The following is an 18,428-nucleotide window of genomic DNA, read 5'->3' on the forward strand; positions in this document are numbered from 1 at the left end:
CCTTTTGACGGCTTTGCCTAATTACAGCCTCATAAACGTTTGAGTCAATCGGAGTACCATGCGCGCCCTGATTTTCGCCGCCGTCATCGCAGTCGCCGGCTGCAGTTCGATGAATCCCCTCGACTGGAGCCACCGCGTGGAAGTCCAGCAAGGCAATTACGTCACCCAGGACGCCGTCGCCAAGCTCAAGCCCGGCATGACCCGCGCCCAAGTGCGCTTCCTGCTTGGCACCCCACTGCTGACCGACCCCTTCCATGCCGACCGCTGGGACTACAAGTATAGCGACGCCAAAGGCGGCAAGGTGGACCCCGCCAGCGACAAACTGCTGACCGTCTATTTCAAGGGCGATACGCTGGACCGCGTCGAAGGCAATGCCCAGCCGGCGCCGCCGGCGAAACAGCTGGACGCGTCTGCGCCCGCCCAGGAAGCCAAGAAGCCATGAGCGGCCAGAACATCGTCATCGTCGGCGCATCCGGCCGCATGGGCCGCGTGCTGATCGAGTCGGTGCTGAATGCGCCGGGCGCCCGGCTGCACGCCGCGATAGACCGCGCCGACTCCGGCTTCATCGGCCAGGATGCCGGCCTGTTCTGCGGCCGCAGCAGCGGCGTCGCCATCAGTTCCGATTTCATCTCCGCCCTGGACGGCGCCGACGTGGTGATCGATTTCACCCGCCCCGAAGGCACGCTGGAGCACATGCTCGCCTGCGCTGAGCGCGGCGTGCGCATGGTCATCGGCACCACCGGCTTCGACGACGCAGGCAAGGCCGCCATCCGCGCCGCGGCGGACAAGATCGGCATCGTGTTCGCGTCCAACTTCAGCGTGGGCGTCAACCTCACCTTCAAGCTGCTGGACATGGCCGCCCGCGTGCTGAACGAGGACTACGACATCGAAATCATCGAAGCCCATCACCGCTTCAAGGTGGATGCGCCGTCCGGCACCGCGCTGCGCATGGGCGAGGTGATCGCCGACGCGCTGGGCCGCGATCTGAAGCAATGCGCGGTTTACGGCCGCGAAGGCGTGACCGGCGAACGCGATCCGCAAGCCATCGGCTTCGCCACCGTGCGCGGCGGCGACGTCGTCGGCGATCACACCGCGCTGTTCGCCACGCTGGGCGAGCGCGTGGAGATCAGCCACAAGGCCTCCAGCCGCGCCACCTTTGCCAACGGCGCGGTGCGCGCCGCGCGCTGGCTGTCCGACAAACCGCGCGGCCTGTTCGACATGCAGGACGTGCTCGGCCTGCGCTGACGCACCGGAGGGGCTCAAGCCCCTCCCTCTTCCACCCATGCGCGTCCGCTCTCTTCTCTTCATCCTACTCCCCCTGCTCGGCTTCACCGCTCTAGCATCCCTGCTGCACCACAGCCAATTGCGGCCCGCCAGTCTGCTCGCTCTGGATCCGCAGCCGGCTCTCGAATGGCAGCTGCTGCTGGAACTGCGCCTGCCGCGACTGCTGGCGGCCGCCTCCGCGGGCGCGCTGCTGGCCAGCGCCGGTTGCGCGGTGCAGGCCCGCTTCCGCAACCCGCTGGCCGAGCCCGGCCTGATCGGCATCAACAGCGGCGCGGCGCTGGCCGCGGCCCTGGCGCTGAGCCTGGGCGCGGGCCTGTACGCCGTGGCGGCGGCCGGTTTCGCCGGCGGCCTGGGCGCGCTGCTTCTGGTCCGGCTATTGGGCGACGACAAGGACGGCAACCGCTTGATTCTCAGCGGGCTGGCGGTCAGCACCCTGCTCAGCAGCCTGCTGACCTTGCTGATCACCATGCTGCCGGACGGTTCCCTGCGAGTGGTGACCTTTTGGCTGATGGGCAGTTTCGCCAGCGCCGAGTGGCCGCTGGCTCTGGCGCTGACCGTGTCCGCGCCCCTTGTCTGGCTAGCGCTGTTCAGCCACTGGCGTTTCCTGAACGCCTTGCAGCTGGGGGAGAGCGCCGCCTTTCATCTGGGCTTTTCCGTGCGGGGACAGGAGTGGCGCATCGTGCTGCTGGCCGCGTTAGCGGCCGGCCTGGTGGTGTCCGGCTGCGGCATGATAGGGTTTGTCGGCCTGATGGCGCCGCACTTGGCGCGCCAGCTGCTCGGCAGCGACTCCCGCCGGCTGCTCGCCGTCTCCCCGCTGCTGGGCGCCTGGCTCACCGTCAGCGCCGACTGGCTGGCCCGCTCGCTGCTGGCGCCGGCGGAATTGCCGGTCGGCGTGATCACCAGCCTGCTGGGCGCGCCGTTCTTCCTGTGGCTGCTTCGCCGCCAGGGGCCTCGCCATGCTTGAAGCCCGCGGCCTGTCGCTGAGCAAAGGCGGCCGAACCTTGCTGGCCGATATCGACCTGACGCTGCGCCCCGGCGAGCTGCTGGCCGTGCTGGGACCCAACGGCGCCGGGAAAAGCAGCCTGCTCAAGCTGCTGTCCGGCCTTTGGCAACCTGACCGGGGAGACATTCTGCTCGCCGGACAGCCGCTGGCGCGGATGCGCAGCGCGGAGCTGGCCGGCTGGCGCGCCGTCGTCGAACAGCATCCGGTGACGCCGGACGGCTGGCGCGGGGCGGAGCTGGTAGCCGCCGGCGCCTACCTGCGCCCGGAAGCCGGACGGCAACGCATCGACGCCGCCGTGGCTAAGGCTCTGCGCCTCAGCGATGCCGCGGACCTTGCCGATCGATACCTGACCCGCCTCTCCGGCGGAGAGCGGCAAAGGCTGCAGCTGGCGCGCGCATTGTGCCAGCTGCTGCTGTCGCCGCAGCCCGAGCGCTATCTGCTGCTGGACGAGCCCACCGCGGCGCAGGACTTCGCGATGGCAGACGCGCTGATGGCGCAGGTCCGGACCCTGGCTCACGAACTGGGCATAGGCGCGCTGGCCGTGGTCCACGACCTCAATCTGGCGTTGCGCCACGCCGATCGGGTGCTGCTGCTGAACGACGGCCGCGCGGCAGGCTGCGGCGACAACCGCGAGATGATGCAGCGCGAGCGGCTGGAGGCGGTTTATGGCGTGCGGCTGGCTGAACTGGCCCACCCTGAGCAGCCGTGGCGCGCCTTCATCCCCATGCCCGGACAGACTCCCCCGCAAGCCTGACCCGTATTGCATTCGCCAGGCAAACCTGCGATCCTGACCGTCTCGCATCCGCAACCGGAAGAGAGAAGTCATGCCGCTGCTAGCCGCTCTGCAATCGCTTCCCAACCAGTTCTGTGGCGAAGGCATCAACCACGAAGACCAGACCTTCACCGGCTGCCTGCACTGGCAGGCCTTGCCCGGCCAGCGCGCGCTGCTGCTGCACTATACGGCCAGCGGCACCGACGGCGAAATCCTGCATCGAGAAACCACCCTGCTCGGCTATCTGCCCGACGGCACGCTGTGCCTGTGGCCGGTAATGGACGAGCTGCCCTATGTGCTGGCCCACCCGGCGATACGCCAGGCGGAAAGTGGACACGGCGTGCTGGAAGTGGTGTTCGCCAGCGGCCCCCGCAGCCTGAGCGAGCATTTCCGTCAGGAAATCACCATTCGCGTCGAAGCCAATGGCCAGGTGCTGTACGCCCAGGCCTGGGGCGAACCCAACGGCAGCTTCGAAGACCGTTCCCACTGCCGGCTGTCGCCGGTGGCCGGCACCGCCTGATCCCGCAGCCGCCAGCCCAGCCTCTCGGCCTGGCTGGCAGGAAAAGAAAACGGACGGCGCGCCCGCGCCGTCCGTTTTGATCCACGCCCAAAGGCTTCAGGCTGTTTCCGTCTCTCTCACCGCCTGCACCTCGTACACCTGCTTGACCTCGCCGTTGATGTCCACGCTCTCCAGCCGGACGTCGAAGCCCCACAGCCGGCATACGTGCTTCAACACCTCTTGCGCGCTCTGTTCCTCCAGCGGCCGACGGTTATGCATGGTATGGCGCAGCGTCAGACTGCGGTCTCCGCGCATATTGACCGACCACACCTGGATATTGGGCTCGCGCGAGCCCAGATTGTATTGCTCGGCCAGCTTGCCGCGGATGTCCCGATATCCTTCCTCGTCGTGAATGCTGGAAATCTCCAGCTTGTCGTCGCGGTCGTCGTCGCGGATCGAAAAGAGGCGAAAATCGCGGATCAGCTTGGGCGACAGGTATTGGGAGATGAAGCTTTCGTCCTTGAAGTTGCGCATCGCGAACTCCAGCGACTCCCGCCAATCGCTGCCGGCCAGGTCCGGGAACCAGGCGCGGTCCTCGTCGGTAGGCTCCTCGCAAATGCGCTTGATGTCCTGGTACATCGAGAAACCCAGCGCATAGGGATTGATCCCGCTGTACCACCGCGCGGTGACCGGCGGCTGAGACACCACATTGGTGTGGCTCTGCAGGAACTCGAGCATGTAGCCGTCGGTGATCAGGCCCTTGTCGTACAGCCTGTTCATGATGGTGTAGTGCCAGAAAGTCGCCCAGCCCTCGTTCATCACCTGGGTCTGCCGCTGCGGATAGAAGTACTGGGCCACCTTGCGCACGATGCGCACCACCTCGCGCTGCCAGGGCTCCAGCAGCGGCGCCGACTTCTCGATGAAGTACAGGATGTTCTCCTGCGGCTCAGCCGGGAAGCGCGGCGGCATCTTGTCGCCGCCATCCTTGTCCCGCTTCGGTATCGTACGCCACAGGTCGTTCACCTGCATCTGCAGATAATGCTCGCGCTCTTCCTGGCGCGCCTGCTCCTTGGCCAGCGACAGCTTCTGCGGCCGCTTGTAGCGGTCGACGCCGTAATTCATCAGCGCGTGGCAGGAATCCAGCAGCTCTTCCACCTCGTCTATGCCGTAGCGCTCCTCGCACTTCATGATGTAGCTCTTGGCGAACACCAGGTAGTCGATGATGGCCGAGGCGTCGGTCCAGGAGCGGAACAGGTAGTTGCCCTTGAAAAAACTGTTGTGGCCATAGGCGGCGTGGGCGATCACCAGCGCCTGCATCATCATGGAATTCTCTTCCATCAGATAGGCGATGCAGGGGTTGGAATTGATCACGATTTCATAAGCCAGCCCCATCTGGCCGCGCTTGTAGCTCTTCTCCGTGGAGACGAAATGCTTGCCGTAGCTCCAGTGGTTGTAATTGACCGGCATGCCCACCGAGGCGTAGGCATCCATCATTTGCTCGGCGGTGATGATTTCCAGCTGGTTCGGATACACGTCCAGCTTGAATTCGCCCACGGCGATCTCTCGAATCGCGCGGTCGTATTCGCCGACCAGATCGAAAGTCCATTCCGACCCAGTGGAAATCGGCGCCATGCCCTCCCCCTTGCGCGTCCGTTTCATGCCGACACCCTCCCATTCGCCGGCTGGCGCTTGAACAGTTCCCGGAACACCGGATAAATGTCGGATGCGGAGCGGATTTTCTGCATCGCGAACTGCGGGCACTGAGCCTTGACCTTCAGGTACTCGTACCACAGGTTCTGCGGCTCGCCTTCGGTGATCTCGATGTAGGCGAAATACTGGCAGTACGGCAGCAGGTTCTCTTCCAGAATGCGGCCGCAATTGGCCGAGTCGCTGTCCCAGTTGTCGCCGTCGGAGGCCTGGGCGGCGTAGATGTTCCACTCGCTGCTGGCGTAGCGCTTGCGGATGACGTCGCTCATCAGATTCAGCGCCGACGACACCACAGTGCCGCCGCTCTCGCGGGAATGGAAGAAATCCTGCTCATTGACCTCCACCGCGCTGGTATGGTGGCGGATGAACACGACTTCGATCTTCTCGTAATTCCGCTGCAGGAACATGTAGAGCAGGATGAAGAAGCGCTTGGCCATATCCTTCTTCTGCTCGTCCATCGAGCCGGACACGTCCATGATGCAGAACATCACTGCCTGGCTGGTCGGTTTGGGCTGCTTGACTCGGTTGTTGTAGCGCAGGTCGAACGGATCTATCCACGGAATGCTGGCCAGACGTTCCTTCATCTGGTGGATGCGCTGCCGCCTGTCGCGCACCTCCATCGCATTGTCATCGTCGGACTCGATCAGGGTATCGAGCTCCTCCTCCGCCTCGTCTATGCTGCTGAGCGTCGGCGCGGCCATCGCCACCCGACGCGCCAGCGCGCCTCGCAGCGAACGGACGATGTTGATATTGGTGGGCGTGCCGTCGTTGGTGTAGCCGGCGCGCACCGTCTTCATCTCCTCGATGCCCATCAGCTGCGTCTTGACCAGATTGGGCAGGGCCAGGTCGTCGAAGAACACATTCATGAATTCCTCGCGCGACAGCTGGAACACAAAATCGTCCTCGCCCTCGCCATCCTGGCTGGCCTTGCTGCCGCCGCCGCCGGCTCCACCCTGCGGCCGCGGAACGCGGTCTCCCTTGATGAACTCCTCGTTGCCGGGATGAACGTTTTCCCAAACGCCGCCCTTTCCATGATGGAAGTTTGGCTCGGAAATGTCCTTCACCGGGATGGATACCTTTTCCCCGCTCTCGATATCGGTGATGCTCCGCCCCTTGATCGCCTTGGAGACGGCTTCCTTGATTTGCGCCTTGAAACGGCGAAGAAAGCGTTCGCGATTGACCGCCGACTTGTTCTTGCCGTTGAGGCGTCTGTCTATGATGTGGGACATAGCCACCTCTCTGGCGCGCAGCTGGCGGCTGCCGGCTTCCTTGCCGGAATCCGTGGCCGATCGCCGCGCGCGGTTGTGTCTCCTTGTCGCCGAGCCGCGCGGACCCGACGCCTCCTGCCGGCCCGGCTCACGGGCCGGGCCGGCTCAGGCGGCTTATGAGGATTTGCGCACGCGCAGGTACCACTCGCACAACAGCCTCACCTGCTTCGCGGTATAGCCCTTCTCCACCATGCGGTTGACGAAGTCCTCGTGCTTCTTGGCATCCTCGGCGCTGGCCTTGGCGTTGAAGGAGATCACCGGCAGCAACTCCTCGGTGTTGGAGAACATCTTCTTCTCTATCACCGTGCGCAGCTTCTCGTAGCTGGTCCAGGTAGGATTTTTCCCGCCATTGTTGGCGCGGGCCCGCAGCACGAAATTGACGATCTCATTGCGGAAATCCTTGGGATTGGAAATTCCAGCCGGCTTCTCGATTTTCTCCAGTTCGGCATTAAGAGACGTGCGATCGAAGATTTCACCGGTATCCTGATCGCGATACTCCTGATCCTGAATCCAGTAATCAGCGAAAGTTACGTAACGGTCGAAAATGTTCTGCCCGTATTCGGAATAACTTTCCAGATAAGCGGTTTGAATTTCCTTGCCGATGAATTCAACGTATTTCGGCGCCAGATATTCCTTCAGGAACGTCAGGTATTTCTGTTCCGTTTCGGCCGGGAATTGTTCGCGCTCGACCTGCTGCTCTATTACATACAGCAAGTGCACCGGATTGGCTGCCACCTCGCTGTGGTCGAAGTTGAACACCTTGGACAGGATCTTGTAGGCGAAGCGCGTCGACAATCCGCTCATGCCTTCGTCCACGCCGGCATAATCGCGGTATTCCTGCAGCGATTTGGCCTTGGGATCGGTATCCTTCAGATTCTCGCCGTCGTACACCTGCATCTTGCTGTACAGGCTGGAATTTTCCGGCTCCTTCAAGCGCGACAGCACCGCGAACTGGCCCATCATCTTCAACGTGCCCGGCGCGCACGGCGCCTTGCCCAGCGAGGAGTTGCGGATCAGCTTGTCGTAGATCTTGATTTCCTCGGCCACGCGCAGGCAATAAGGCACCTTGACGATGTAGATCCGGTCGAGGAAGGCTTCGTTGTTCTTGTTGTTGCGGAACTGCTTCCACTCGCTCTCGTTGGAGTGCGCGAGGATGATGCCGTCGAATGGAATCGCGCCGAAACCCTCGGTGCCCTTGAAGTTGCCTTCCTGGGTGGCGGTCAGCAGCGGATGCAGCACCTTGATCGGCGCCTTGAACATCTCGACGAACTCCAGCAAGCCCTGGTTGGCCAGGCACAAGCCGCCGGAGTAGCTGTAGGCGTCCGGATCGTCCTGCGCGTATTTCTCCAGTTTGCGGATGTCCACCTTGCCCACCAGCGAGCTGATGTCCTGATTGTTCTCGTCGCCCGGCTCGGTTTTGGCAACCGCCACTTGGCGCAGCACCGACGGATAACGCTTGACCACGCGGAACTGGCCGATGTCGCCATTGAACTCGTGCAGGCGCTTGACCGCCCAGGGACTGGGGATGGATTTCAGGTAGCGGCGCGGGATTCCATACTGCTCCTCCAGTATCGAGCCGTCCTCGTCATAGCTGAACAGCGACAATGGCGACTCGTTGACCGGGCTGCCTTTCAGGCAATAGAACGGCACCAGCTCCATCAGCTCTTTCAGCTTCTCGGCGATCGACGACTTGCCGCCGCCCACCGGCCCCAGCAGGTAGAGAATCTGCTTTTTCTCTTCCAGGCCCTGTGCCGCGTGGCGGAAGTAGGCGACCACCTGCTCGATCACCTCCTCCGTGCCGTAGAAATCGCGGAACGCCGGATAAACCTTGATGACTTTATTGGAGAAAATTCGGGACAGCCGGGAATCGTGGCGGGTGTCCACCAGCTCGGGCTCGCCGATGGCGGTCAGCATGCGCTCGGCCGCGGTGGCGTAAGCCCCCGGATCTTTCTTGCACAGCTCCAGGTACTCCTGGATCGTGTACTCCTCCTCGCGGGTCTTGTCGTATCGCACTGCGTAGTGACTGAAGATATCCGGGTGCATGACTCTCTCCTGGCTGGTAGCAGGGGCCGGGCGCGCTGCAACTCGCAATCTGCCTTTCCCCTTGCTGAATTAGAGTACTGACTGTGTCTCCGGTTCTGTTTTGGGTATAGCATAGCAGCGCCAATCAACCGGACAAAAGCCGGTCAGAACCGGGTTCAGGCAGTGCCGAGAACATTGTGCGAGGGAAGCCTTTGAATCAATGGATTTTTTTAATTGCGGATTTTTGTAACAATAGATGAAGCTTAGTAAATTCTTGTAATGGCTACTGAAATTAGTGCCTGAAAACGATGAATATCTCGCCGTTCAGGTTTTTCGCACCAGGATGCGCACGCCTATTTCATAAATCAGCCCGCGCTGCACTTCATTGCAGCGCTTGACCTCCACCTCGGCCTCGAACGGTTTGCCCGAAGTGGCGCCGACGCCGGGCACCAGCACGATCACGCTGAGACGCTCGCCGAATTGCGGCACGAAGGCTGAGCGCAAGGCCATGCCGTCCACCGACAGATCCACGCACTCCCCGTAAAACGTCTGCCCGCTCAACAACGACTTGATCCGGGCCTTGCACCCCATGCTTACCCGGCGGCCTCGCCGCCGGTCGTAATACGCGTCAAATCTCGACACCCCGCATCCTCCCGCCCAAGTAGGCCGCCAGCCAGTGCAGGCCGACAATGGATTTGCTGTCGCAAATTTCGCCGGTCAGCGCCATGTTCATCGCGGCGTCCAGAGGCACGGTCAATACTTCCAGAAACTCGCCGGCGTCCAGTTGCCTTTCGCTAAGCATAAGTTCTTGCGCGAGGTAATAGCTGATTTTTTCGTTGGAATATCCGATGCAAGGGTGGGCGGTGCCCAGATACGTCCAGCGGCCGGCCCGGTAGCCGGTCTCTTCCAGCAGCTCCCGCTTGGCGGTCTGTTCCGGCGCTTCGTCCGGATCGATCTTGCCGGCGGGGATCTCGATGAACTCGCGACCGGCCGGATAACGGTATTGCCGCTCCAGCACCAGCTCGCCTTCCGGCGTGATCGCCAGCACGGCCACCGCGCCGGGATGAAGAATGTATTCGCGCGAGGACTCGTTGCCGTCCGGCAAGGCTACCCGGTCCTTGCGCACATTGATGAATCCGCCCTGGTAGACCAGCTCCGACGACAACCGCTTTTCAACGAGATCCACACTTCGCCTTTCTATCGTTCCATGCGCTGACCACCGCCCAGCGCCACAATACCCGGGTGGCCAGATAGCCCGCCGCGCCCAGGGTCGCTCCCAACGCCGGCATGCCCACCAGCAGCGGCCAGCCCAAATCAATCAGCCACCCCAGAGTCTGCCGCGCCCAGGCCGCCGGCCCCAGCGCGAGCAAACCCGGGGGCGCCGTCATTGTAGCCGCTGCGTCCGAGCCCAGCAGCCATCGTCCATAGCAATAGGCCAGATAGTACAGCGGCAGCACGGTCAACGGATTGCTGTACAGCGAAACCACCATCGCCGCCGGAATGTTCACCCGCAGCAGCAAGGCCAGAACCAGCGCCGTGGCCTTTTGCGTGAAGCCCGGCATCACGCCCGAATACAGCCCCACCGCCACGCCCATCGCCACCTTGCGGCGATTGAACGACCAATAGGCCGGCCGATCCAGGTACGGCGCCAGCCGCCGCATGCCTGGGCGCGCGAACCAACTATGCCGCGCCGCGGAAAAGCGGCGCATCTTGCGTTTAAGCCAGGTCATTCCATTTCTTGCCGTCGCGTTGCCGTTAAACCACACCCCCGCCAAGGCGCGAGCGCGATTTAGTTGTCAAAATCCCGGGAATAATTTAAACAAGCGTTTGAATGAATACCCCAGCCTACACAGGGTCTCATCATAACAACGTATCGCCCTGGCACGCACCAGGCGGCGCCAACCAACTGGAGAAACCGAATGCCCGCTTACAAAGCCCCGCTGCGCGATTTTGATTTCGTTCTCAACGAGTTGATCAAGGTACAGGACATCATCCCCACATTGCCGGGATATGAAGAAGCCACCCAGGACATCTTCAGCGCCTACCTGGAACAAGCGGCCCAATTCTGCGAATCCGAACTCGCGCCGCTGAACCGCCAGGGCGACGAGGAAGGCTGTCACTACGACAGCGCCACCAAGTCGGTCACCACTCCAGCCGGCTTCAAGGAAGCGTACAAGCAGTATTGCGAGCTGGGCTTCCCGGCGCTGGACTGCGACCCGGCCTACGGCGGCCAGGGCCTGCCCAAGAGCCTGGGTTTCCCCATCATGGAAATGCAGTGCTCCGCCAACGTGGCGTGGTCGATGTACCCGGGCCTGTCCCACGGCGCCTATTCCGCCATCCACGCCCACGGCACCGACGAGCAGAAGGCGACCTACCTGCCCAAGCTGGTGGACGGCAGCTGGACCGGCACCATGTGCCTGACCGAGCCGCACTGCGGCACCGACCTGGGGCTGCTGAAGTCCAAGGCCGAGCCTCAGGCCGACGGCAGCTACCTCATCAGCGGCACCAAGATCTTCATCTCCGCCGGCGAGCACGACCTGTCCGACAACATCATCCACCTGGTGCTGGCCCGCCTGCCGGACGCGCCCAAGGATGTGAAGGGCATCTCGCTGTTCATCGTGCCCAAATACCTGAAGGACGGCAGCCGCAACGCCGTCGCCTGCGGCAGCCTGGAACACAAGATGGGCATCAAGGCCAACGCCACCGCGGTGATCAACCTGGACGGCGCCAAAGGCTGGCTGATCGGCGAAGCCAACAAGGGCCTGTCCTGCATGTTCACCATGATGAACGCCGCCCGCCTCGGCTGCGGCATGCAGGGTCTGGGTCTGGGCGAAGCCTCGTTCCAAGGCGCGCTGGCCTATGCCCGCGAACGACTGCAGATGCGCGCGCTGAATGGCGCAAAATGCCCGGACAAAGCGGCTGATCCCATCATCGTCCACCCCGACGTGCGCCGCATGCTGCTGACGCAGAAGGCCTACACCGAAGCCGGCCGCGCGCTGGCCGGCCTGCTGGCGCTGCAGCTGGACATCGAGGACAAGCATCCGGACGCAGCCGTCCGCGCCGACGCCGCCGACCTGGTGGCGCTGCTCACCCCGGTGGCCAAGGCTTTCATGACCGATAACGGCTTCGCTGCCGCCAACCACGGCGTGCAGGTGTTCGGCGGCCACGGCTACATCCGCGAATGGGGCATGGAGCAATTGGTGCGCGACGCCCGCATCTCGCAGATCTACGAAGGCACCAACGGCATCCAGGCGATCGACCTGCTGGGCCGCAAGGTATTGCTGGACCAGGGCGCCAAGTTGCGCAAATTCACCAAGCTGATCCACAAGTTCTGCCAGCAGCACGAAGGCCATCCGCAGCTGGGCGAATTCGCCAATCCTCTCGCCAAGCTGATGAAGGAAGTGGGCGAGCTCACCATGGGCGTAGGGATGGCCAGCATGCAGGACAAGGATGAAGCCGGCGCGGCCGCTTCCGACTACCTGCGCCTGATCGGCCACCTGACCTACGCCTGGCTGTGGGCGCGCATGGCAGAAGTGTCGTTCGCCAAGCTGGGCCAGGGCGATGACGCGTTCTACAACGCCAAGATCGCCACCGCCCGCTTCTACTACGCCAAGCTGCTGCCGGAAGCCGAAGCGCTGAAAGCCAGCATCAAGACCGGTGCCAAGCCGCTGATGGCGCTGGACGAGGAGCACTTCGTCTTCTAAGCATCGACGCATCGCTGTTCTTCAGGCCGCGCCCAGGCGCGGCCTGTGTCATTTTGATCAGCAAAATCACTTACTTGCCCACCCTGCCCCCAAGTTTTCGGCCGGATTGCCGATATCGGGGCATACTGGAGTTGTCCTCTCAACCACCACAAGCGTGCGCCAGCCAAATAACGACGCGCCGACAGGAGTCCGTGATGTCGATATCTTCTCTGAACAACAATCAGCCCGGCCAGGCCGGCAGCGCGCAACCGGCCCAGAACTCCGCCTACAGCGCCCAGAACGCCCGCAACCAGCTCAACTCGGTGCTGGTGCAATCGCTGGACGTGTCGATCAGCAGCGGCAAGCAGTCTCAAACTCTGCTGTTCCACGCCTCGCTCACCAATATCACCCAGATTCTCAACGCCGATTTCTCCGACCAGAACGGCTCGCAGCAAACTCAGGGCAGCGCCTCTCTCCAGGTCAGCAGCACGCAGTTGAGCATTTCCATCCAGCAGGACGGCCAGAGCGACGACAACTCGCCGGAAGCCACTTCCAAGCGCATCCTGGACGGCGCCACCAGCATGTTCGCGCTGTACCAGCAACAGCACCCCGAACTCAGCGCCGACGACCAGGCGCGAAATTTCGTCAGCCTGATCCGCCAGGGATTCGAACAGGGTTACGGCGAAGCCACCGACGTTCTGAAGAGCCTCAAGGTGTTCAACGGCGACGTGCAAAGCGGGGTGGAGAAAACCAAGGATCTGGTCGAAAAAGGCCTGGACGCCTTCCTGCAAAGCAACCTGTCCTCCAGCGCCCAATCGGCCTCGTCCGGAACGGGAAGCAGCCAGGCCAGCGCTAGCTGAGCCAGCGGGAGACGGCGATGGCGGTGGATAACGATATCACCGTGCAACCGATCCGCGGCGTGCAGCCGCGGCCGGCCGGCAACCATGAGCCGTTCGCCGTCTCGTACCGGAACGGCCAGCACGGCGGCAAGCCAGCGGGCGAAGACAGCGCCGACATCAGCCTCAGCCAGGGCGCGCAAGCCGCCGAGCTGCTGTTCAGCGCGGCCATGGATCAAATCTCCCGCCTGGCCGGCCTGGACATCGAACCGGTGCTGCCGCCGGAAAACGAGCTGACCGGCGGCAGCCACAGCCAGCGCCTTCTGCTGGGCATGGAAATCCTGCTGGAGCTTTATCGCCGGCAGCACGAAGACCTGTCCTCCCAGGCGCTGCTGCAGGCATTCGCGCCGCTGGCGCGCTCCGGGCTGGAGCGCGGCTACCAGGAAACCTGCCAGGTTCTGCGCCAATTGAACGTCTACACACCCGTCGTCGCCGACCAGTTGCAAGGCTTGTTCCTGCTGGCCCAGCAGCTGTTCGAGGAGAGGCTGCAGGCTGTCTAGCCCCGCATCAAGGCCGCGCGTTTCCGACAGGTGCTGGGATTACGGTTTTCTCTGATCGAGAAACAGCTTCCAGGCCAGCTCCGCCGACTCAACATCGCCATTCTGATGCCCCAGCAGATGCGTGTATAACGCGCCGACCCGATGGGCCATGCTAGGCTCGACATGGCCGCCGCCGCTGATGGTCAGCAGCAGCACCCTGCGCCCCGCCCCCTCTTCTCCCCATTGCGTCAGCGTGGCCCGGGTCGAATCATCGGCATTCGCATGCGGCAACTGCGCGGTGACATGCGGGATGTCCGGCAGGTCGTCCAGCCGGCGCCAGAACGCGGCGCTGTCCGCCACCGGCATCACCTCGCCCCTTCCCTTGCTGTCAAACAGACGGACCTGGCCGCCGGCGTAAGGCACAACCGGATCTCCGGTACCTGAGATGATCAGCGCAGACAAGGGGTGGCTGGGCGCGGCGCAATCGCTGTTGCGCGCCATCGACGCGCCGACCGTGGCAAAGGCGGCTAGACGATCGCCCAACTCGCTGGCCAGGCGGAAAACCATCATGCCGCCATTCGACATGCCCATAGCGTAGACGCGCGCCGGATCGGCGCCGCGCTCTGTCACTTCGCGCCGGATGATGGCGGCGATCAGGCCGACGTCGTCGGTCTGCGGGTTCTTGACTGCGTCGGCCCGGCAATCATGCCAACCCTGTTTGCCGTCGCCGCCGCGCGCGCCATCGGGAACCGCCAGCAGCAAGCCTTCGCGGTCGGCGATCTCCATCCACTGCGACAGCGGCGCCGCCCCGGCCCCCAAACCCAGCAGTTGACGCGCCGAACCGCCGTGGCCATGCAGCAGAATCACCAAGGGACGCTTGCCTGCCGGCAAGGGATGCGGCGTCGCAAGCAGATAATCGCGCGGACCTTCCGGACGCTGAATCCGCATCGACGCCACCTCCGCGCCCAGCGAAGCGGCGGCGGCCAAAACGGCCGCTCCGCCGCAGAACCACGTTTTCCAATCCATCGCCGCCTCCCAGGCCCGCCGGCCCCTTTCGCCATGATTTCGTTCTATCACCCGCTCAGGCTTCCGGCCAGCGCCATGCCAGGCTGCCAGGCAGGGAGCCCGCGGCGGGGGAAAACAAAAAGCGGACCGAAGTCCGCTTTTTTCATGGTCCTGTCCGCCTCAGTTGGCGCCGCAGCAGGCCTTGTATTTCTTGCCGCTGCCGCACGGGCACTGATCGTTGCGGCCCACCTTGTCGCCTTCGCGGCGAACGGTGGTGGGGGCCTGGTCCTTGGCGCGCCAGTAGGCGAACACCGCGGCCAGCGCGTCGCTCAGCTCGCCTTTGTAGCCGTCGACTTCTTCGTCGGTGAAAGTCAGCAGGTCTTCGCCGCCTTCCTCATCCTCGAAAGCGCCGCCCAACACCAGCATCGGCATCATCAGGCTTTCGAAGCCCTCATCCTCTTCCGCCACTTCGAACCAGTCGGTATCGACCAGATCCAGCGCGTACAGGTAGGCGTTGGCCCACGGCCAGTAATCCGGCTCGCCTTCTTCGCCGCTGTCTTCCTCGGCGTACAGAATCAGGTCCAGCTCATCGCCCGCGGCCAGCGCGTCGCGGGTGGAATCGAACAGCTTCTGCAGCAGGGCTTTCAGTTCGGTTTCGTCGGCCGGATTTTCAAAAGCCGGCGCGTCGCCCAGCACTTCCGGCAGCCAGAAGTCAGTGCCCACCGCGTCCGGACCGCTGACCAGGGCGGAGAAGAAGCCCTGCACCTCGTCCGGGCGCATGGTGCTGCCGCTGGCCGACAGCGGGGTCAGCAGGGTTTCGAGACGGGTCAGGTCTGCATCGTTGAAAACGGTTGCGGTCATGGTGTGATTCCTCTGGATGTATCTGGTCTGGCGGCATTGTAAGCCAAAAGCGCGGCGGCGGCCTCGCATTTCGACTAGCGTTCTTGTCCTCGATCAGGCCGTCCTGGCGTCGCTCAGGCCCAGTTTTTCCACCATCGTTCGCCGCATCAGGTACTTCTGTATCTTGCCGGTGACGGTCATCGGAAAGCCGTCGACGAACTCGATGTAGCGGGGGATCTTGTAATGGGCGATCTGCCCCTGGCAGAAAGAACGGATTTCGTCCTCCGTCGCCCGTTCGCCGTCCCGCAGCCGGATCCAGGCGCACAGCTCCTCGCCATAGCGCGCGTCCGGCACGCCGACCACCTGCACATCCTGGATCTTGGGGTGGCGGTACAGGAACTCCTCTATCTCGCGCGGATACACGTTCTCGCCGCCGCGTATCACCATGTCCTTGAGCCGGCCGACGATGTTGACTGCGCCGTCGTCGCCCATCGCCGCCAGATCTCCGGTGTGCATCCAGCCATCGGCGTCGATGACGGCGCGCGTCATCTCTTCGTCTTCCCAATAGCCCAGCATCACCGAATAGCCGCGTACGCACAGCTCGCCGCTCTGGCCGCGAGGCACGATGCCGCCATCGGCATCGATGATCTTGACCTCCACATGCGGATGGACCGCTCCCACCGTGGCGACGCGCTGCTCCAGTGGCGTGTCGGTGGCGCTTTGCAGGCTGACCGGGCTGGTCTCGGTCATGCCGTAGCAGATGGTCACCTCGGCCATGTGCATCCGGTCTATCACCCGTCTCATCACCTCCACCGGGCAGGGACTGCCGGCCATGATGCCGGTTCGCAGGCTGGACAGGTCGAACTCGGCGAAGCGCGGATGGTCGAGCATGGCGATGAACATGGTCGGCACGCCGTGCAGCGCGGTGCAGCGCTCCTCCTGCGCCGCCTCCAGCACGGAAAGCGCGTCGAAGCCCTCGGCTGGAAACACCATGGCCGCGCCGTGGCAAAGGCAGCTCAGCGAGCCCATCACCATGCCGAAACAGTGGTAGAGCGGCACCGGGATGCACAGTTTGTCGGCCGGCTCCAGCCGCATCGCGGCGCCGACGAACCAGGCGTTGTTGAGAATGTTGCGGTGGGACAGCGTCGCGCCCTTGGGATGGCCGGTAGTGCCGGAAGTGAACTGGATATTCACCGCCTGCTCGGCCCGCAGCGTTTCGCCCAGCGCCTGCAACGCCGCCAGCTCGTCCGCGGATGGTTCCGCCAGCAGCGCGGAAAACGCCAACATGCCAGGCAGGCTCTGCTGGCCGATGCGCACCACCCAGCGCAACTCGGGCAGACGCTCGGCCCGCAACTCGCCGGGACCGCAGCGGTCCAGCTCCGGGGCCAGATCGCGGATCATCTCCACGTAATCGCTGCTCTTGAAGCTTGGCGACAACACCAGCGCCCGGCATCCCACCTTGTTCAACGCGTATTCCAGTTCGGCGCGGCGATAACCGGGATTGATATTGACCAACACCAAGCCGGCCTTGGCGGCGGCGAACTGCACCAGCACCCATTCCGCGCGGTTCTGCGACCAGATGCCCACGCGGTCGCCGGCTTGCAAGCCCAGCCGCAGCAAGCCGCAGGCCACGCGGTCCACCTGCCCGCGCAGCTCGCCATAGCTCCACGCGACATCCTGATGCCGCACCCGCAGCGCCAGGCTCTCCCCATGACGCTCGCAGGCATCGTCGAAAAATCGTCCTATCGTCTGCGCCAGCAAGGGCTGATCGCTGGCGCCTTGGGCATGACTGGCCTTCTGCATTGAAACTCCCCCATCAACGAAGGAACAGATTGACGATTACGTAAACGTAAATCAAGCTTTCAGCAAGCCGCGTGGGAAAAACGCTACAATCGCGCCTGTAAGGAAATCTATGACCCCAGCCGAACTATTCACCATCTCCGATCTGGCGCGCGAATTCGACGTCACCCTGCGCACCATCCGCTTCTATGAAGAGCAAGGCCTGATCGAGCCCCAGCGCGACGGCCGCCAACGCCTGTTCACCCGTCGCGACCGCGCTCGGCTGAGACTGATCCTGCGCGGCAAGCGCATCGGGCTGTCGCTGGCGGAAATCCGCGAAATCATAGACATGTACCAGCTGGCCCACGATGAAGCCAGCCAGTCCCAGAAGCTGCTGGACCTGCTGCTGGCCCGGCGGCGCCAGCTGGAAGAGCAACGCCGTGACATCGACGCGGTGCTGGACGAAATCGGCGCGCTCGAAGCGCACTGCCGCGGCGTGATCGCCAGCGGCGGCGCGGCGGCCTGACCCAACAGATTATTGCATTGGCATTTCCGCTTCGGCAGAATGATGGCCCCGATTCAGGAGATGCCATCATGCCCAGCCCGTACATCGCCCCATACACGCTGCAGCCGCTCACCCCCGAGCGCGCCGAGGCATTCTGGCAGTTGACGGACAGCGTGGCCAGAGAGCGGCGCTACATGCCATTTCTGGAAATCGCGCAAGCGGACTCGGCGGCATATGTGCGCGGCCAACTGGCCAGCCAAGCGCCGCATTTGTTATTGCTGGACGGCGACCAGGTCGTCGGGTGGTGCGATGTCACCCTTCATCGCCTTCCTAGTTGTCAGCATGGCGGCACATTGGGCATGGGCTTGCTTCCCCGCTACCGCGGCATGGGCCTGGGCGGATGGTTGCTGGAAAGCACATTGCACTTAGCGGAACAGCGCGGCCTCCGCCGTCTGGAGCTAACCGTGCATGAGGATAATCTCAACGCGATCAAGCTTTATGAAAAGCATGGCTTCCAACTCGAAGGCCGCAAGCGCAACGCAGTACGCATCGATAGCCGCTATAAAAACGTCCTGATGATGGCTCGTTTGAGCGCCGACGCCGCGCCAGACAATCCTCGGCCCTGAATGCCCATACCGTGGCGGCTTGCCGCCACGATCTCCCCCGGCAACCGACCGCGCGGGTCA

Annotated in this window: 19 protein-coding genes; 10 read left to right on the plus strand and 9 right to left on the minus strand. The window is 63.4% G+C overall.

Annotated elements, in window-relative coordinates; translation table 11 throughout:
- The first annotated feature begins 58 nt into the window (after positions 1–58).
- The 5 genes from ACX17K_RS06525 to ACX17K_RS06545 all read left to right on the plus strand — a co-directional run bounded on the left by ACX17K_RS06525 (position 59) and on the right by ACX17K_RS06545 (position 3,579).
- Positions 59–442 carry an outer membrane protein assembly factor BamE gene (locus ACX17K_RS06525; RefSeq protein WP_231162228.1) on the plus strand — a complete coding sequence of 128 codons (384 nt, stop codon included), beginning with the start codon at positions 59–61 and terminating at the stop codon, positions 440–442.
- Positions 439–1,245: a 4-hydroxy-tetrahydrodipicolinate reductase gene (gene dapB, locus ACX17K_RS06530; RefSeq protein ID WP_231162229.1), complete on the plus strand. Its 807-nt coding sequence runs from the start codon at positions 439–441 to the stop codon at positions 1,243–1,245. Before ACX17K_RS06525 ends, dapB begins: the two co-directional genes overlap by 4 nt.
- Positions 1,246–1,282: 37 nt before the next feature.
- A complete protein-coding gene (locus tag ACX17K_RS06535) occupies positions 1,283–2,248 on the plus strand; it encodes a FecCD family ABC transporter permease (protein WP_493774178.1) in 966 nt (321 codons plus the stop codon).
- On the plus strand, positions 2,241–3,041 hold the full coding sequence (locus ACX17K_RS06540; RefSeq protein ID WP_493774179.1) for an ATP-binding cassette domain-containing protein: 801 nt from the start codon (positions 2,241–2,243) through the stop codon (positions 3,039–3,041). The genes ACX17K_RS06535 and ACX17K_RS06540 overlap by 8 nt, the downstream gene beginning before the upstream one ends.
- A 70-nt stretch (positions 3,042–3,111) precedes the next feature.
- Positions 3,112–3,579, plus strand: a complete 468-nt coding sequence (locus ACX17K_RS06545; protein WP_231162232.1) for a hypothetical protein — start codon at positions 3,112–3,114, stop codon at positions 3,577–3,579.
- A gap of 96 nt (positions 3,580–3,675) precedes the next feature.
- Here ACX17K_RS06545 and ACX17K_RS06550 read toward each other — a convergent pair whose 3' ends face one another.
- From ACX17K_RS06550 to ACX17K_RS06575, 6 genes are all read right to left on the minus strand, one after another.
- Positions 3,676–5,217, minus strand: a complete 1,542-nt coding sequence (locus ACX17K_RS06550) for a SpoVR family protein (RefSeq protein ID WP_493774180.1) — start codon at positions 5,215–5,217, stop codon at positions 3,676–3,678.
- Complete coding sequence (locus ACX17K_RS06555; protein ID WP_493774181.1) at positions 5,214–6,494, minus strand: YeaH/YhbH family protein; 1,281 nt, start codon at positions 6,492–6,494, stop codon at positions 5,214–5,216. Before ACX17K_RS06555 ends, ACX17K_RS06550 begins: the two co-directional genes overlap by 4 nt.
- Before the next feature lie 153 nt (positions 6,495–6,647).
- On the minus strand, positions 6,648–8,576 hold the full coding sequence (locus ACX17K_RS06560) for a PrkA family serine protein kinase (RefSeq protein WP_231150602.1): 1,929 nt from the start codon (positions 8,574–8,576) through the stop codon (positions 6,648–6,650).
- A gap of 303 nt (positions 8,577–8,879) precedes the next feature.
- Positions 8,880–9,197 (minus strand): PilZ domain-containing protein, encoded by a 318-nt coding sequence (locus tag ACX17K_RS06565; protein ID WP_104946755.1) that lies wholly within the window; start codon positions 9,195–9,197, stop codon positions 8,880–8,882.
- Positions 9,184–9,741 carry an NUDIX domain-containing protein gene (locus ACX17K_RS06570; protein WP_493774182.1) on the minus strand — a complete coding sequence of 186 codons (558 nt, stop codon included), beginning with the start codon at positions 9,739–9,741 and terminating at the stop codon, positions 9,184–9,186. Before ACX17K_RS06570 ends, ACX17K_RS06565 begins: the two co-directional genes overlap by 14 nt.
- Positions 9,728–10,285 (minus strand): DUF2062 domain-containing protein, encoded by a 558-nt coding sequence (locus ACX17K_RS06575; protein WP_493774183.1) that lies wholly within the window; start codon positions 10,283–10,285, stop codon positions 9,728–9,730. Before ACX17K_RS06575 ends, ACX17K_RS06570 begins: the two co-directional genes overlap by 14 nt.
- A gap of 189 nt (positions 10,286–10,474) precedes the next feature.
- Here ACX17K_RS06575 and ACX17K_RS06580 point away from each other — a divergent pair, with 189 nt between their 5' ends.
- From ACX17K_RS06580 to ACX17K_RS06590, 3 genes are all read left to right on the plus strand, one after another.
- Entirely contained in the window at positions 10,475–12,259 is a 1,785-nt protein-coding gene (locus tag ACX17K_RS06580) for an acyl-CoA dehydrogenase C-terminal domain-containing protein (RefSeq protein WP_493774184.1), read from the plus strand.
- A 194-nt stretch (positions 12,260–12,453) separates the two neighbouring features.
- Positions 12,454–13,098: a DUF5610 domain-containing protein gene (locus ACX17K_RS06585; RefSeq protein WP_493774185.1), complete on the plus strand. Its 645-nt coding sequence runs from the start codon at positions 12,454–12,456 to the stop codon at positions 13,096–13,098.
- Positions 13,099–13,115: 17 nt separating this feature from the next.
- Positions 13,116–13,634, plus strand: coding sequence for a DUF5610 domain-containing protein (locus ACX17K_RS06590; RefSeq protein ID WP_493774186.1), 519 nt, complete (start codon positions 13,116–13,118; stop codon positions 13,632–13,634).
- Between the two features lie 39 nt (positions 13,635–13,673).
- Here ACX17K_RS06590 and ACX17K_RS06595 read toward each other — a convergent pair whose 3' ends face one another.
- From ACX17K_RS06595 to ACX17K_RS06605, 3 genes are all read right to left on the minus strand, one after another.
- A complete protein-coding gene (locus ACX17K_RS06595; protein WP_493774187.1) occupies positions 13,674–14,639 on the minus strand; it encodes a CE1 family esterase in 966 nt (321 codons plus the stop codon).
- A gap of 159 nt (positions 14,640–14,798) precedes the next feature.
- Positions 14,799–15,479 (minus strand): UPF0149 family protein, encoded by a 681-nt coding sequence (locus tag ACX17K_RS06600; RefSeq protein WP_493774188.1) that lies wholly within the window; start codon positions 15,477–15,479, stop codon positions 14,799–14,801.
- A gap of 93 nt (positions 15,480–15,572) precedes the next feature.
- Positions 15,573–17,261, minus strand: a complete 1,689-nt coding sequence (locus ACX17K_RS06605; protein WP_493774189.1) for an AMP-binding protein — start codon at positions 17,259–17,261, stop codon at positions 15,573–15,575.
- 109 nt (positions 17,262–17,370) lie between these two features.
- Between ACX17K_RS06605 and ACX17K_RS06610 the strand changes: the two genes are divergently transcribed.
- Both ACX17K_RS06610 and ACX17K_RS06615 read left to right on the plus strand, forming a co-directional pair.
- Positions 17,371–17,763, plus strand: a complete 393-nt coding sequence (locus ACX17K_RS06610) for a MerR family transcriptional regulator (protein ID WP_493774190.1) — start codon at positions 17,371–17,373, stop codon at positions 17,761–17,763.
- Positions 17,764–17,831: 68 nt separating this feature from the next.
- Positions 17,832–18,368 (plus strand): GNAT family N-acetyltransferase, encoded by a 537-nt coding sequence (locus ACX17K_RS06615; RefSeq protein ID WP_493774191.1) that lies wholly within the window; start codon positions 17,832–17,834, stop codon positions 18,366–18,368.
- The last annotated feature ends 60 nt before the right edge of the window (positions 18,369–18,428 follow it).

Source organism: Chromobacterium sp. INPA-IVC (assembly GCF_059047085.1).